The sequence below is a fragment of the Pseudoalteromonas aliena genome, assembly GCF_038155085.1.
Classification (GTDB): Bacteria; Pseudomonadota; Gammaproteobacteria; order Enterobacterales; family Alteromonadaceae; genus Pseudoalteromonas; species Pseudoalteromonas aliena_A.
The window spans coordinates 267984-283836 of sequence record NZ_JBAKAU010000003.1 but is presented as its reverse complement, the minus strand read 5'-3'; the positions used below and the strand labels follow the sequence as shown (position 1 = coordinate 283836).

Sequence of the window (15853 nt, the reverse complement as noted above, 5' to 3'; positions counted from 1 at the left end):
GCCCTATGAGCAAATCTCTCTCTGTTAGCGAATACTTTTCTTATTTTAAAGATAAGCGCTTAATCAATATTTTTATATTTGGCATGAGCAGTGGTTTTCCGTGGGTTTTGATTGGCTCAGTTATGTCGGCGTGGTTAAAAGACGAAGGTTTAAGCCGCAGTATGATTGGCTTATTTGGTATTGTTTTTGGCGCTTACAGCATTAATTTTTTATGGTCACCTCTGATAGACCGCTCAAAACTCCCCTTTTTATATAAATGGTTAGGCCAAAGACGCAGTTGGATATTGTTTTGCCAAAGCTTTATGTTTATTGGCACGCTAATGTTAGCTGGCCTTGATTTAAAAGCTAATTTAGCGATTGCTGCCGCATTATGTTTATTAATTGCAGTGGCATCAGCAACACAAGACATTGCCATTGATGCATTTAGAATAGACACCCTAAACGAAAACGAATCGCACAAAGCCACTGCTGCGGCAGCCATGGCTACATCGGGTTGGTGGACAGGCTACGCGCTATTAGGTGCCATTCCTTTTTATATGGCCGACATTCCTTCTTTAGATTGGCCACAAGTATACTATTTTTTAGCCGCCGTAATATTGCTGCTGATGAGTGGGGTGCTGTTTGCTAAAGAGCCAAAATCAAACCGAGAAGCGGTACATGCTGAGCTTGAACGTACATACATAGAAAAACTCGCCAGTATTAAGCAAACTCCGTTTACCAAAGTTATTGCTTGGCTTGGTGTAACAGTAATAGACCCATTTAAAACTTTTTTTGCTAAAAATGGGGTTAAAACCGCCCTCGCGCTACTGGCATTTATATTCTTATTTAAAATTGGCGAAGCATTCTTAGGACGCATGTCGATAGTTTTTTATAAAGAAATAGGCTTTAGCAATAGTGATATAGCTACTTTTTCGAAGTTAGGTACAGCGGTACTTACAATCATATTTACCTTTATTGGCAGTTTATTTAATCAAAAATATGGCATTGTTAAGGGTTTATTTGTAAGCGGCCTAGCAATGGCAGCTTCAAACTTAGCTTTCTCTTGGATTGCTTTAGTTGGCCCTGACTTAAGGCTGTATGCCTTTGCTATTGTTATTGATGGGTTTACGCAAGCGTGGTCGTTAGTCGCTATGGTGGCCTTTATATCGATGCTATGTGATAGAGCATTTAGTGCAACGCACTATGCATTGCTGGCGTCATTAGGGAATTTAGGGCGCACATTGCTTTCAAGCTACAGTGGTGTAGTAATTGATGATTGGTTAATGGGAAATTGGTCGCTGTTCTTTATTTTAACAGCCTTAATGGTTTTACCTTCGTTGATATTTTTATATCTGATTAGACATAAGTTGTATGAACTTGAGAATAATTACCATAAAAACATTTAATGCATCCCTGCATTAACATATTGCTTAGCACTATCAAGTGCCCCTTAAAGTGTACTAAGCAATTATTGAGTTAATCTACTTTTAGCAAGCTAAGTGCTTCATGTGGATCAACTTCTAGAGCTGTACAATAGCGAACAAACTCAATGACATCTAAACGGCGTTCTTGATTTTCAATCTTACCGATAAATGAATGAGGCGTTCCAAGCACTTGTGCTAGGCTTCGCATTGTATGACCCTTTTCATGGCGCTTAGTTTTAAGCCACTTTGTTAGCTTTGCATTTTCTTCAGAAGAAACTGTTTTGCCCATCATTTTACATCTCCTACTAGATGATTTGACGTACCCATTAAAGCAGTAGTTTCTATCAATAGCCGTAGGCAGGTAAGCAGTCATACTTTCAATAGCAAGCTATTGCTTAATAAAGCATGTGTTGCTACTCACTCCACCAACATAGCTAAAAACTACGCTAATAATATGGTAAAGATTTGTTTTTATTGAGAATGAAATTTTGCCCGTCTCATTCTTGGATACATTATATACTATTAACACTTTGGTTAAATAATTAATTACATACTCGGTGCTAAATCAGCCTGAACGAACATTTATAAACACTGAATGTTTAATCTAAGTTACCAGAAATATTAAAAAATAATATTACCTTGATAAAACAGCTTAAAAATATTTATAACATATTTGTTCCTTTTTAATGCCACACGTTTATTATTAAGCAATAATTTGCACTAAAAAGGCCAAGTAATGTTCAGACTTCTTTTTTTATTACCTATCGTGTTGAGTTTAGGTTGGTACTTTTTTTTGCGTCACAACGGGGTACCGATTAAACAAGGTAAAAAAGGCTTTATGTATATTTTAGCGTTTTCAGCCTTTGTACTTGGTTTTTTTGTATTGATAATGCAAATTACCGAATACGCACCAACTGATTTGTAAGCATTAAAAAAGCCGCAAAAGCGGCTTTATTCTATTTAGCGTTTAGCTGTTAAACGCTAAAGCTTGCACCACAACCGCAAGTCGTTGTCGCGTTTGGATTCGATACAAAAAAACGTGCACCTTCTAACCCTTCAGTGTAATCAACTTCACCGTCGACCAAGTATTGAATGCTCATAGGATCAATAACCAAAGTCACACCATTTTTTACTATTTCTAAATCGCCAGGATTTGCTTTTTCATCAAAAGTAAAACCATATTGAAAACCAGAACAACCACCGCCTGTTACATATACACGCAATTTTAGTTCTGGATTTTCTTCTTCGTCGATTAACTGTTTAACACGAACAGCAGCAGCATCGCTGAACTTAATTGGTAATTCTTCAGACATTCTAAAACCCTCAATATCGTAATAGCGCAATTATCCAATACCCTAGTATTTTAATCAAGTATAGCGAACAACTCACTTATCAAGGTCACTCTAATTTAAATTTAAAACAAAGCCCCCCCCCAACATAAGCCACAAGTAAAAAGAACAACATACACCCCAAGATAAACCCCTACCAAAAATAGAAAAAACAGAAAAATGCACTTTTAATAAAATAAAAAATGAACAATTAGAAAAACCAATAGTGATTAATATTTATCTTGATTTGTAGAAGTAAATCATTTTTAACCGCACGTTGCATTCAAAAAAATGTCATTACTATAAAAGAGTGATGTATGTGTATTGCTTTTATAAAAGCAAAGGTGATCGAGCAATAAGCTTAGCACCTTTGCTAGAAGGGTATTTAGTCGCGGAAGTTTTTAAACTGGAAAGGTTGGCCTAAATCGGCACTACGAACTACTTGCATAGCTTCTTGAAGATCGTCGCGCTTTTTACCTGTTACACGTACTTCTTCACCTTGAATTGCAGCTTGTACTTTTACTTTAGAATCTTTGATGGCTTTAACTACTTTTTTTGCCATGTCTTTTTCAATACCTTGCTTTAGGGCAACGTTACGAAAAACATTTTTACCCGCACGTGTAATATCTTGAAGCTCTAAGCTTGCTACATCCATACCACGTTTAGATATTTTACCGGCTAAAATATCAAACAATTGCATAACTTGTGAGTCAGCTTCAGCTTTAAGCTTAATTGTTTTATCATTTAGCTCAATAGATGCATCAACGCCTCTAAAGTCAAAGCGGGTCTCTAGCTCACGATTTGCATTATCAACCGCGTTTTTAGCTTCGTTCATTTCTACTTCAGATACAATATCAAATGAAGGCATTAATTTCTCCTAACTATTTAATCTCAATTTTATGCGGCAATTATAACGCTAAAATTATAAATCTTTACATTTTTCTGCATGTTGTTCAGGTGCGATACTAATTTACTTTGATATACTGACGATTCTTTTTTAAGCGATTTTAGGATCTGTCGTGACAAGGCGTGTTTATCAAGCAATTTTTCTAATCAGCATAGTGGCTTTTACTTTCTTATTTGCAAAGGAAGTAAAAGGGGGAGTTGTTAATTTATTTCCACATGTTGATAAAGTCGCCCACTTCGGGATTTTTTTCATTTTAGCTATCATAATGGATAAAGCATTCAAACTGCCTTTATACGCCCAAATAATGCTATTGGCGGGTTATGGTGCTTCTATAGAAATTATGCAAGACGCCCTTCCCTATAGGCAAGCATCACTGGGGGATTTTTTAGCTGATTTTGCAGGTGCTGCAAGCTATTTTTTACTCAGAGTAATTTTTACACCTCGAAAAAAGAACCCATATGGCTAATATTTTAATCGTTGGCGATGGTGCTATTGGCTTATTGTTAAGCCACTTTCTAAGCGCATCGCATAATGTCAGTATTTTAACTCGCAAAAGCCCAACAAACACCCGTTTTTATAGTCGAGGTAATGGGGCATCTAAAAAAATTGATGCACAATTTATTGCATTAAATCAGCTAAATAAAGCGGCTGAATTTGATGTTGTTTTATTTACCGTTAAAGCCTTTCAAGTACTTGATGCATTTTCACAAATAAAGCCGCTTTTACCAAATCATTGCTCTGTTGTTCTTTCTCATAATGGTATGGGAAATGTTGATGAAATAAATAATCAGCTCAATAGTAACCAAGCACTATACTTTTTAACTACAAGCATAGCGGGCTTTAAATCAAACCAGTATATTGTGCAACATACCGGTGAGGGGCAAAGTATTATTGGCGGTTGTAATAACCTAGCGCTTCAAAATAAGGAAGTCATCACTAATGTATTCAAAGTAGTACCTAGCATTAAGTGGGCTGACAATATTCACCAGCTTCGTTTTGAAAAACTACTTGTTAATATTGCGATTAATCCCCTGAGCGCCCTAAACAATGTAAAAAACGGTGAGTTACGTGCACCAAAATTCAATGCTGTAATTTTTAACGCTCTCAATGAAGCTTGCAACATAGCTAGGGCCCAAGGTCTTAATATTCCGTTAATTAAAGCTTTAAACACCGCTTATAAAATAATGGAGCTAACCTGCGATAATTACTCATCCATGCAACAAGATGTGCAGCATAATAGAACGACAGAAATTAGAGCCATTTGTGGCTATATCGCTCAGCAAGGCAAGCTTTATAATATTAAAACACCTTATAACAATGAGCTACTTGCTAAAATTGAGGCAAAAAAAAGCGTGGTATAAACCACGCTTACATAAATACTTAACTTAAGGTTTGTTGTTTATGGGCGATAAACTTTAACTGTATCAAAGCCTTGCTCATGCAAAATAAGCGCTTGTAACTGGCTCATTACACCTCTATCGCAATATAGGTAGTAGTCTTTGTCTTTTGGTAAATCACCAAATTTAGTCGCTAGGCGGAAAAACGGCAAATGCACAACCTCAATGCCATCTACTTCAAGTGGTGCTGCGTCTTCCTCTTCTGGAGAGCGAATATCAACAACCACTGCTCCAGCTGGTAAATCAGCAACCGACTCAGCTTCTTTAAGCTCTTGCTTAGCCTCTACGTCAATGTCGCGCACATCCATAATACGGGCATTTTCTACTACGGTATTTAACACATCAAAGTCGAACTTTTCTTCTTCGCCTTTAATAACATCAATTTTAGCTTTAACCGTTGGCTTTTTAGAAATCACACCACAGTACTCTGGCATCGTTTCGGCCATTTCTGCGGTACCAATTTGGCGCGCAATATTAATAATTTCTTGTTTATCGTGCTGAATTAACGGGCGCAAAATAAGCGTTTCGGTTACGCGGTCAATCACACTTAAGTTAGCCAGTGTTTGACTTGAAACCTGACCAATACTTTCACCTGTTACAAGTGCCTGAATGTTTAGTTTTTCAGCCACTTGGCTGCCTGCACGCATCATCATACGTTTTAGTACAACACCCATTTGGCTGTTTTCAACGTTTTCTAAAATCTCAGCAACAACAGGTTCAAAATCAACAGTTACAAATTTAACTTTATGAGTAGAGCTAAACTTTTTCCATAAATAGTAACTTGCTTGCTTAACACCAATTTCGTGGGCTGCACCACCTAAATTAAAGAATAAAAAGTGCGTACGAGCGCCTTTACGGATCATTTGATAACTTGCTACACCGGAGTCAAAACCACCCGACATAAGCGAAAGCACGTCTTCTTGAGTTGGCAGTGGGAAGCCCGCCATGCCCAAGTGAGTTTGCGTAACTATGTAAGCTTTATCATCTTTTACTTCTAAGCGAATAGTAACTTCTGGGCGGCTTAGCTTAACGCGCGCACCTTCCACGTGCTGGTTTAAACCACCACCCACATAACGTTCTAAATCTGTTGAAGTAAAATCATGTTGCCCGATACGTTTAGCGCGAACACAAAATGTTTTGCCAATAATGGTATGCCCTACTAGGTCTATGGTTTTTTTATAGATATCGTCAAGCGTAGTGAAGTCAGTTTCAGTCACTTCAATAAACTGCACAATGCCAGGAATACGCTGGAGGCTGTCAATAAAGTCTAAGCGTGTTTGTTCATCTACCAATTTAGTAACGACTGAAATGTTATCCCAGTTATTTCTAACTTGTACTTTTTCGTCAACACGACGCAATACAATCTTAATGTTATTTTCTAACACTTTAGTAAAGCGTTTACGGACTGAACGGCTTTTAATAGCTATTTCAGGATGTAGTTTGACGATAAATTTAAGCATAGTTCACTCTTAGACTGCGGGAATTCGCGCTACCAGACATTTGGCGCGCGATTATAGCAAAAAATTCATCGTCTAGGAAACAGCCGGTAATTGTCGATTAAGCAATCGTTGGGGATTGTTGAGCTAATTCAGTATATTTTTCGCGTAACGAGTTCATTTTATCAATGCTTTTTTCGGTACTGTACGCTCTAAATAATGTCAGCACTTTTAAAATACCATAATAGATATCTTGCTCAGCCAATGTACCACTTGGCCGACGAGCTTTTATATAAGGCGTCCAAAAACTAACAGTTAGCTTAAGCGTATGGGCCAAATCAATAACATCTTGCTCATCAATTGCAATCATTTCACTATCGCGAAGACCTAGGATAATCTTACGAACTTGCTCTAATAACTCCAACTGAAAATCAATATAAGCTTGTTTTAATTCAGTGTCTCTAGAGAGAATATCACCGAGATTGTCGTAGAAAAAATGATAACGCCACATCAATTCAAATAACGAATCTAAATAAGCCGTTAAATGATTAAATGCATCATCATCTTTATTAATAGGTTTAAAGTGAGTATTTAAATGATCACGATACAACGCAAAAATATGACGAATAATGTCTTCTTTATTTTTAAAATGATAATAAAGATTCCCAGGACTCATCCCTAAGTAAGATGCAATATGATTTGTTGATATTGCACGTTCACCATTTTCGTTAAATAACGAAATACTGGCGTGTATTATTTTATCCTTGGTATTCATACGCTAACACTCAAATTATCTTACAAGCTAAATGACTTCAAATAGACCATCCAGTATAAACAAATATTTACGATTAAAACACTCCCACCAAACACTTAACTGTTTTTGCTATTTGTAAACTAATACCTTAGTCAGCAAAGCTGATTTGTGGAAAAAACACTGCTAAACTTAATCAAAATAATAAATAGTGAACCTAATGAACGTTACTGCAATTTACCCAGGTACTTTTGACCCACTTACAAACGGACACACAGATCTTATTCAACGTGCCGCGAAAATGTTCGATACTGTTATCGTTGCCATTGCGCACAACCCTAGTAAGAAGCCATGCTTTACTCTTGAAGAAAGAGTCGATTTAGCAAATAGTATATTGAACCATTTAGACAACGTTAAAGTCATTGGTTTTGCTGGTTTACTGGCCGATTTAGCACGTGATCATAAAGCTAAAGTACTAATAAGAGGAATTAGAGCTGTATCTGACTTTGACTATGAATTTCAATTGGCGAATATGAATCGCCGCTTAAATCCAGATTTAGAAAGCGTATTTTTAACACCCGCAGAGCGAAATTCATTTATCTCATCAACACTCGTCAAAGAAGTCGCTCGTCATAATGGCGACGTGAGTGAATTTGTAGACCCTCTTATAGTTAAAGCCTTAAAAAATAAATTAGGCTTAGGCGCACAATAGCAATCTATACCAATTCGCATAATTAAGTGATTTATTTTGAGATAAGAAAGTCGTGTTGATAACAAGGCAAAAAACTCGTTATTTAGTTGTTCTATATAAGAAGCTTTACACGCAGTTAGTGTCAGATTTAATCCCTCAAATTGATTAGGTATTATTGCGAATTGGTATCAATAACCAAACGAGTTTATGCGATCTTCTTTGATGATTCGTATTAGAAGCATAGAGATATCGATAATAGGTATAAGAAACCATACAACATCCACAACCACCTAAATACGCTCAGCATTAATGCAATACCTACATGCAAATAATATGCGTAAAAGAAATAACTACAATTTTAAATACACCGAGTATAAAAAGCTAAGTGCGAGGGAATCAACATTATAAAACAGTTGAGCACAGCCTTAACCCTGTTTATTAGGGCTTGCTAAAAAGCTATATAAAGCAAGTATGAAAAACCATATAGTCATATAACCATCTAGCCCAAAAGAAAAATATAGCCCCCTACTTTCTTAAAAATTCCATGCTCAGAACTTACATATTACTTCATACCTCTATATTAAAATAAGGTGTAAAGAAAGTTAGGGTTTAGTTTTTCTCGGAGCAAACACCAGTGAGAGAATCATTAAAGCATCGAGCATATTTACGCCGATAGAATAAGCACTCCAATACCACCAAGGTTCATAGTTATATAACACGTACAGGTCATAATGCATTATAAGGGTGAGTACAGCATTTATTGTTAACGAAATTATGATGAAGTGAAAAGCCGCAGAACGTTGGAGCACTTTAAAGTACTGTAAAGTTAACAAAGCTAAAATGGTAATAAAGTCATAGAGCGCCCAGCTTAAATATAAATTTTCAAATAAGTTTATGTAACCACTAGAAATGTATGAGCAAAACATAAGTGCAGATAAATAAACAGGAGACTTATTTTCTTTATTTATACTGGAAGCTAAACAGTATAAGAAGGCCATTAAAAAGCCCCATTGAGAGAAAGCTTCTACGTAGTCCATTAGAGCTTCAGTGAGGTACATTAAAGCTAAGTTACTTTCTGGGCATCGTTTGACTTAAAGTAGCTAAGGAGTTTATTTTTTAATTTGTGAAGACCGAGGAAGTCTCGGTCTAAAATTAATACAACAATCATAACTAAATCTATAAAGTTCACTGTATACGTGTAAGCATCCCAGAAAAACCAAGGAGTTTGATTTTTATATATATACATATCTAGATACATACCTAGAAAAAAAATTGAGTTTATTGATAAGCCTAATATTAAGTACAAAAAAGATGGAGTTGTATTTTTTATACATATATATGCACATATAAGCGCTGATATTGTTGCAAAATCGTACAGAGCCCAGTCTAAATATAAAGTATTTTGAATAGAAAGCCATGTAAAAAAATAATCAGATAGAGTGTAAGAAACCATCATAATAAACGAACTGAGCAATAGAGTCGTTCTTCTTTTTATATCTAATGTATAAACAAAAACATTAAAAAAAAACGCCATCAAAAATCCCCACATCAGAAAAGCAGACAGGGAAAACAACCCAAAAAACTCAGTTAAAAACATTAAAAACCTATAATTTATTATTTTGGTCTTACAGGAACTACAATAGCACCACCACGCTGGAGCTCCGCACTCGCAGCACTCATAGCTTCTTGAGAGAAGCTTACTGTATCAGATTGTAGTGTTTTAGGGCTAGCAGTTTGTTCCGTTGCAGGCTGTAATTGTTGTGTTTTATTGTATGCTTGCATTTGTAGTTGGTTATTAGCTGAAATTTGCATGTAATTGTTCCTTATGAATTTTTAATATCTTTTGGTGCTATTTATAGTCACGCCATCATGTAGGTAATTGCATTACCTGTTTTAAGCAGTGATAGCTATTTTTTTGCTATCTACTTAATACAAAGCAACCAACGTGCCAATATTTTTTGACATCTAAAAAATACATGCTTCGGACAACCATTTGTTAAAATTAACCTAAAGCCCTAATTAATCGCCAAACTCATCTGACCAGCGCGTTATACACATAAAAAAACGCACAGGGGTAACCATACGTTTTTTATATCCAGGGATTTTAAGCTACGTATTTACACGGGATCTCCGCACGTGTACTTAGCTTCAAAATATATTCCATTGCTACTTCGTCACAATTTTCTTTACGAAGGCAAAGTTCACAATCTTTCATTACTTTTTCAGGTAAAGAGTCTTTACTACAAAAAGTAAAACGTTGTTGTTCAAAAAAATCTGGTACACGTGTTAATACAATAACTCGGTTAAGTGCTAACTTTTTAGCTTTAGTAAGTAGGTGCTCTACAAGCTGTCTACCCTGCCCCGACACTTTACTTTTTGGGTCTATACCCAATGAGCGTATTTCAGCAAGGCCAGTGTCGTAAATATATAACGACGCACAGCCAGATACCTTTCCATTTATTTCAGTTACCGCAAACTCGTTAATAGAATGCACCATATCGCTTTTTGCACGAGGCAGATTTTCACCTACCGTTGCCCAGTGCTGTATAAGCGTGGCAATTGCCTCTACATCATCTAAATTTGCATCACGTACCGTTATTTGCTGTTTTTTTTTGGCTTCTTTAACAGCATTAGTTACTTGCTCAATAGACGTCCCACCAAGTGCTTGACGCGCTTTTATACAGGCATCAATTTCAAGTACTGGGTAAACATCGTCTTCAAATACAGTGTTTACTGATTTGTACTGCTCAAGTGATAGCTCCTCAAGCGTTTTACCTTCGCTAATCGCAAGCTGTACAAGTACACCCACAATGTGATGACCTTCTCTAAATGGCACACCTTTAGCAACCAAGTAATCAGCAAGTTCGGTGGCATTAGCGTGGCCGCCTTTTGCCGCTACTAACGTTTTATCGCCATTTACTTTTACGCCTTTAATACATGCTTGCGCCATATGAATACATGCAAGCCATGTTGGCATAGCGTCGAACAGGCCTTCTTTGTCTTCTTGCATATCTTTATTGTATGCAAGTGGCAGCGCTTTTAACGTCATCATCATAGCGCTAAATGCACCAAATACACGTCCGGTTTTACCGCGAATAAGCTCAAGTGCATCAGGATTTTTTTTCTGAGGCATGAGCGATGAGCCTGATGTTACGTTATCAGCAAGCTCTATAAATCCGGCTTCACCCGAATTATAAAAAATCAAATCCTCTGACATACGAGATAAGTGAATCATCGAAATAGACGCACAACTTAAAAGCTCGACTACAAAGTCACGATCAGATACGCCATCAAGGCTATTTTTCGTCGCACCTGTAAAACCTAAGCCATGCGCTAAAGCTTGGCGATCAATTGGGTAAGCTGTACCGGCTAATGCACCACTACCAAGCGGGCAAAAATTAAAACGCGTTTTAGCATCCTGTAGTCGGCTTTCATCACGTTCAAGCATTTCTACGTAGGCCATACACCAATGACTAAACAATACAGGTTGAGCGCGTTGCAAATGAGTGTAGCCAGGCAAAATAGTGCCTAGTTCACGCTCTGCAAGGGCAACAAATTCAGCTTTTAATCCGGCAATAGCACCAAGCAAATGATCGGCAGTATCGCGGCACCATAATCTAAAGTCGGTGGCTACTTGGTCATTACGGCTTCGGCCTGTGTGTAGCTTTTTAGCTAAATCGCCTACTTTTTCGATTAGTGCAGCTTCAACGTGCGAGTGAATATCCTCAGCACCTGAGGTTGCTACAGCCTGTGGATCTGCTTTTACTTCTTCAAGCAGTTCGTTTAATGCTGCTACTAATTTTGTATGCTCGTCACTTGAAAGTACATTTACCTGTTCAAGTGCACCAGCCCATGCCACAGATCCAATAATATCTTGCTCTGCTAACTGGTAATCGAACGGAAGTGAGTCGTTAAATTGCTTAAACGCCTCATCTGGACCCGTAGAAAAACGTCCGCCCCATAATGCCATGAAATCTCTCCAAACCCTGTAGTGCCCCTTTTATAAGGGGCTATAAATAATTTACTTTTTAGCCAATGCTGAAATTCTGCTCGAAAGCGAGAATAAACGAATAAAGCCTTCAGCGTGTGACTGGTCATACACATCATCTTCACCAAATGTAGCAAATGCTTCGCTATATAAGCTATTTGGTGATTGCTTTTGAACCGCAGTTACTTGACCTTTATATAGCTTAAGTACCACTTCACCTGTTGCTAGTGTAGAAAGTGCTTCTGCACCGGCTAAAATAGAATCTTTAAGTGGTGTAAACCAGCGGCCGTCGTATACTAAATGTGAAAATTCACCACCTAGTACTTCTTTCCATTTACGGCTTGCTTTATCAAGCACTAGCTCGTCAATGGCTTGAAGCGCTGCCATAATGACTGTGCCACCTGGTGTTTCATAGCAACCGCGTGACTTCATGCCGACTAAACGGTTTTCTACAATATCAACACGTCCAACACCATGAGGTGATGCAATATCGTTTAATTTAACTAAACAGTCATATGGTTTAAGTTCTTCGCCATTTACAGCAACCACTTCACCTTCAACAACTTTTAAAGTTACTAGTTCTGATTTATCTGGTGCTTGCTCTGGAGAGTTAGTCCAAGTCCATACTTGCTCAGTTGGTTGACACCATGGATCTTCAAGCTCACCACCTTCGTGCGAAATATGCCAAGCGTTAGCATCACGGCTATAAATTTTTGTAGCAGATGCTGAACACGGAATGTCACGCTCAGCTAAGTAATCAAGTAATGATTCACGACTCGATAAGTCCCACTCACGCCATGGCGCAATTACTTTTAAATCTGGAGCAAGGGCTGCAAAACATGATTCAAAACGAACTTGGTCATTACCTTTACCAGTACAACCATGAGAAAGTGCATCAGCACCTACTTTACGTGCAATCTCAACTTGTGCTTTAGCAATAATAGGACGCGCCATAGACGTACCTAGTAAATAAGTACCTTCGTAAATCGAGCCGGTTTTAAGTGTTGGATAAATGTAATCACTTACCATTTCATCCTTTAAATCAACTACGTAACATTCTGAAGCACCTGAAGCGATTGCTTTAGCTTCTACGCCTTCAAGTTCTTCTGCGCCTTGGCCTACATCCGCTACAAACGCAACAACTTCACAACCGTAGTTTTCTTTTAACCATGGCACGATAGCCGATGTATCAAGACCACCTGAATAGGCTAAAACGACTTTTTTAATTGAACTCATAGGTGTTCCTTAACAAAATTTGGATTTAGTAATGTAACTAGCAAAGCATTTTGCGCGTGCATGCGATTCTCTGCTTGTTGAATAATTTTCGATGCTGGACCATCCATTACCTCAGAGGTAATTTCAAATTCACGGTGTGCCGGTTGGCAATGTAATACCGTAGTTGCACCGGTTTGATCTAGCAATGCCTGATTTAATTGATAAGGCATGTATTTTTCTTTTACTTGCTCAAGCGGTGTTGTATCACCCATTGATACCCATGTATCTGCGTATACAACGTTTGCACCAACAGCTGCTTCAACTCTATCGCTCACCATCACTGATGCGCCATTCATTGCTGCAATTTGCTCTGCTTTTTTAAGTATTTGTGAATCTGGCGAGCACCCTTTTGGTGTTACAGCAACAAAGTCAGTACCTAGCGTTGCGGCAAGTAACATCAATGAATGAGTCACGTTATTGCCTTCACCTAAGTAAGCCACTTTAAGCTCGCTCACATCGCCGTGAACTTCTTGAAGCGTTAAAAAATCAGCAAGAGCTTGGCATGGGTGGTATAAATCACACAAACTATTTACTACCGGTACTGATGCGTATTCACCTAATGTAGTTAATGTGCTGTGCTGATTTACGCGTGCAACAATACCATCAGCCCAAGTAGAAATATTAAGTGCGAAATCTTTAATTGATTCACGTGCACCCATAGCGCCATTTTGCTGATCTAAATAAACTGCATGGCCACCAAGGCGGTTAATACCTATATCAAACGATAAGCGAGTACGTAAACTTTGTTTTTCAAACAATGTTACGATTGATTTTCCCGCTAATACATTGCTGTATTTTTCTGGTTTTGCTTTTATATCTTGCGCTAACTTTAATAAATTAAGTGCGCCTTCTTGGTCTAACTCTAAACCCGTTAAAAAATTCTCAAACATAATAAACCTATGGTGTAATCTTAGTTCCGACATGCTCGCCTTGTAGCAGAGCAGTTAAATTTTCTGGCTTTTGCCAGCTGGAAATATACACACCGCGTCGTAAATGTTGGGCAGCGTGAAGGCTGGTCTTAACTTTGACCTCCATCCCGCCCACAATTACTCCATTTGTAATTAAAGTATCAATGTGTTTTGTGTCAAGTTGATGTAACGGCTGTTTATTTTCGTCAAGCACTGCTTCAACATCCGTCATAAAAATAAGCTCAGCATTTAAGTTACTAGCAATAGCCGCTGCTGCTTCATCTGCATTTACGTTGTACCAAAGCCCTTGCTCATCAAAGCCTATAGAGCTAACAATGGGTAGGCGACCGATTTTAAGTAAATCATTAACAATAGAATCGTCGTTGCTTTTACATTTACCCACTAAGCAAAGCGCTTTTAGCTTTTGAGTTGCAGTAACACCTGCCTCAAAAAGACTTAAGCCCACAGGCTTGTGCCCTGCACTAATAGCTTGAGTCATTAATTGTTTATTAGCGCAACCTGCGAGTGCTCCGACTATATAAGGCATTTGCTCTGCTGGGCTAATACGTAATCCTTGGTGTTTAGCACTGGCAAAACCCGCTTGTTTTAACCATGTATCAACTAAAGCGCCACCGCCATGTACAATGACAAACTCATCATTTGTTTGCTCATTTAATACATCAAACAACGCTTTTGCTGCATTTTCTGTATTAAGTACTGCACCACCTAGTTTAATTACCCACGTTTTTTTACTCATTTAAAACGCCCCTTTTAAACCAGTGGTATGATCTAAATTCATAGAAATATTAATACACTGCAAAGCTTGTCCAGCAGCGCCTTTTAATAAGTTATCAATAGCAGACATCACAATTAACTGCGTTCCTTGTTGCTGCCAGCCAATATCAACAAATGGCTGCTTAGCTACACCTTTAATTGAAGGTACTTTATCACCTAATAAACGAATTAATGGCTCGCTCGAAAGTACTTGATAAGCCGATGTAACGTTTTCCTTGGTAACACCTGGCTTAAGCTGTACATAAATAGTTTCTAAAATACCGCGTGGAAAATTACCTAAGTGCGGTGTAAATAAAACGTTGTGGCCAAGGTGTTGTTCAATTTCAGGGCCGTGGCGATGGTTAAACAAACCATAAGGTGCAAGCGACACTTCACAAAAATGCGTACCAACGCTGGCTTTACGCCCGGCACCTGTAACGCCCGAAACCGCATTAATAATAATACTTTCGCTACTCAATAAGCCTGCTTGCTTAAGCGGTTTTAGCGCATTAAGCGCTGCCGTTGGGTAACAGCCTGCAACAGCAATTAGCTTTGCATTGGCGATACCATCATGGTTCCACTCAGCTAGACCGTAAGCAGCTTCATTTAAAAGCTCCGGATGTTGATGCTCAAAACCATAGTAAGTAACGTAGTCGTCATTGCTTGCTAAACGATAGCCACCAGATAAATCAAATACCTTTTTACCCATAGCTAAAAATTGCGGCGCTAAATCAACACTTACTTTGTGATCGGTACATAAGCATACGTAATCAGCATCACTTTGAATGTCATCGAAAGCTGATACGCTAAGAGGGAGTAAAGGGCAGTCTAGTAAGCCAAGGTGCTCTGGGTATAAATCACTTAGCAATTTATTTTTATCTAAGCTACCCTCAGATACATAACAGCCTGTTAAAGTTAAGTTTGGATGCTTAACAACTAAGCTTGCTAACTCTGCGCCACTGTATCCGCTTGCGCCAATAATCACTACATTCATT

At 38.0% G+C, this 15853-nt stretch carries 17 protein-coding genes; 5 read left to right on the top strand and 12 right to left on the bottom strand.

Features of this window, described 5'->3' with window-relative positions; all coding sequences use genetic code 11:
* Window positions 1–5: 5 nt before the first annotated feature.
* Window positions 6–1385: an AmpG family muropeptide MFS transporter gene (locus V6260_RS05575; RefSeq protein WP_341593059.1), complete on the top strand. Its 1380-nt coding sequence runs from the start codon at window positions 6–8 to the stop codon at window positions 1383–1385.
* A 70-nt stretch (window positions 1386–1455) separates the two neighbouring features.
* Here the strand turns inward: V6260_RS05575 and V6260_RS05570 are convergent, their stop codons facing one another.
* Window positions 1456–1695: a helix-turn-helix domain-containing protein gene (locus V6260_RS05570; protein WP_002958908.1), complete on the bottom strand. Its 240-nt coding sequence runs from the start codon at window positions 1693–1695 to the stop codon at window positions 1456–1458.
* Window positions 1696–2139: 444 nt separating this feature from the next.
* On the opposite strand from V6260_RS05570, the gene V6260_RS05565 reads away from it, so the two are divergent.
* Window positions 2140–2328, top strand: coding sequence for a hypothetical protein (locus tag V6260_RS05565; protein WP_341593058.1), 189 nt, complete (start codon window positions 2140–2142; stop codon window positions 2326–2328).
* 49 nt (window positions 2329–2377) lie between these two features.
* Here the strand turns inward: V6260_RS05565 and erpA are convergent, their stop codons facing one another.
* On the bottom strand, window positions 2378–2716 hold the full coding sequence (gene erpA, locus V6260_RS05560; RefSeq protein ID WP_008169708.1) for an iron-sulfur cluster insertion protein ErpA: 339 nt from the start codon (window positions 2714–2716) through the stop codon (window positions 2378–2380).
* A gap of 400 nt (window positions 2717–3116) precedes the next feature.
* A complete protein-coding gene (locus V6260_RS05555) occupies window positions 3117–3599 on the bottom strand; it encodes a YajQ family cyclic di-GMP-binding protein (RefSeq protein WP_341593057.1) in 483 nt (160 codons plus the stop codon).
* A 151-nt stretch (window positions 3600–3750) separates the two neighbouring features.
* Here V6260_RS05555 and V6260_RS05550 point away from each other — a divergent pair, with 151 nt between their 5' ends.
* Both V6260_RS05550 and V6260_RS05545 read left to right on the top strand, forming a co-directional pair.
* The gene (locus V6260_RS05550) at window positions 3751–4104 is read left to right on the top strand and encodes a VanZ family protein (protein ID WP_341593056.1); all 354 of its coding nucleotides are present in this window, start codon (window positions 3751–3753) and stop codon (window positions 4102–4104) included.
* Window positions 4097–4999 carry a 2-dehydropantoate 2-reductase gene (locus V6260_RS05545; protein WP_341593055.1) on the top strand — a complete coding sequence of 301 codons (903 nt, stop codon included), beginning with the start codon at window positions 4097–4099 and terminating at the stop codon, window positions 4997–4999. Before V6260_RS05550 ends, V6260_RS05545 begins: the two co-directional genes overlap by 8 nt.
* A 38-nt stretch (window positions 5000–5037) precedes the next feature.
* Here the strand turns inward: V6260_RS05545 and thiI are convergent, their stop codons facing one another.
* Together thiI and V6260_RS05535 are read right to left on the bottom strand one after the other, a co-directional pair.
* Window positions 5038–6495, bottom strand: coding sequence for a tRNA uracil 4-sulfurtransferase ThiI (thiI, locus tag V6260_RS05540; protein WP_341593054.1), 1458 nt, complete (start codon window positions 6493–6495; stop codon window positions 5038–5040).
* Between the two features lie 97 nt (window positions 6496–6592).
* The gene (locus tag V6260_RS05535) at window positions 6593–7246 is read right to left on the bottom strand and encodes a TetR/AcrR family transcriptional regulator (protein WP_341593053.1); all 654 of its coding nucleotides are present in this window, start codon (window positions 7244–7246) and stop codon (window positions 6593–6595) included.
* A 196-nt stretch (window positions 7247–7442) separates the two neighbouring features.
* Here V6260_RS05535 and coaD point away from each other — a divergent pair, with 196 nt between their 5' ends.
* Window positions 7443–7934, top strand: coding sequence for a pantetheine-phosphate adenylyltransferase (gene coaD, locus V6260_RS05530; RefSeq protein WP_341593052.1), 492 nt, complete (start codon window positions 7443–7445; stop codon window positions 7932–7934).
* Window positions 7935–8976: 1042 nt separating this feature from the next.
* On the opposite strand, the gene V6260_RS05525 is transcribed toward coaD, so the two are convergent.
* The 7 genes from V6260_RS05525 to argC form a co-directional block, all read right to left on the bottom strand.
* Complete coding sequence (locus V6260_RS05525; protein WP_341593051.1) at window positions 8977–9510, bottom strand: hypothetical protein; 534 nt, start codon at window positions 9508–9510, stop codon at window positions 8977–8979.
* A 17-nt stretch (window positions 9511–9527) separates the two neighbouring features.
* Window positions 9528–9725: a hypothetical protein gene (locus V6260_RS05520; protein ID WP_341593050.1), complete on the bottom strand. Its 198-nt coding sequence runs from the start codon at window positions 9723–9725 to the stop codon at window positions 9528–9530.
* A 292-nt stretch (window positions 9726–10017) separates the two neighbouring features.
* Window positions 10018–11883, bottom strand: a complete 1866-nt coding sequence (gene argH / locus V6260_RS05515; protein ID WP_341593049.1) for an argininosuccinate lyase — start codon at window positions 11881–11883, stop codon at window positions 10018–10020.
* A gap of 51 nt (window positions 11884–11934) precedes the next feature.
* The gene (locus tag V6260_RS05510; RefSeq protein ID WP_341593048.1) at window positions 11935–13137 is read right to left on the bottom strand and encodes an argininosuccinate synthase; all 1203 of its coding nucleotides are present in this window, start codon (window positions 13135–13137) and stop codon (window positions 11935–11937) included.
* Entirely contained in the window at window positions 13134–14066 is a 933-nt protein-coding gene (locus V6260_RS05505) for an ornithine carbamoyltransferase (protein WP_341593047.1), read from the bottom strand. The genes V6260_RS05510 and V6260_RS05505 overlap by 4 nt, the downstream gene beginning before the upstream one ends.
* Before the next feature lie 7 nt (window positions 14067–14073).
* Window positions 14074–14841 (bottom strand): acetylglutamate kinase, encoded by a 768-nt coding sequence (gene argB / locus V6260_RS05500; RefSeq protein ID WP_002958765.1) that lies wholly within the window; start codon window positions 14839–14841, stop codon window positions 14074–14076.
* A complete protein-coding gene (gene argC, locus V6260_RS05495) occupies window positions 14842–15852 on the bottom strand; it encodes an N-acetyl-gamma-glutamyl-phosphate reductase (RefSeq protein WP_341593046.1) in 1011 nt (336 codons plus the stop codon).
* Window position 15853 lies beyond the last annotated feature (1 nt).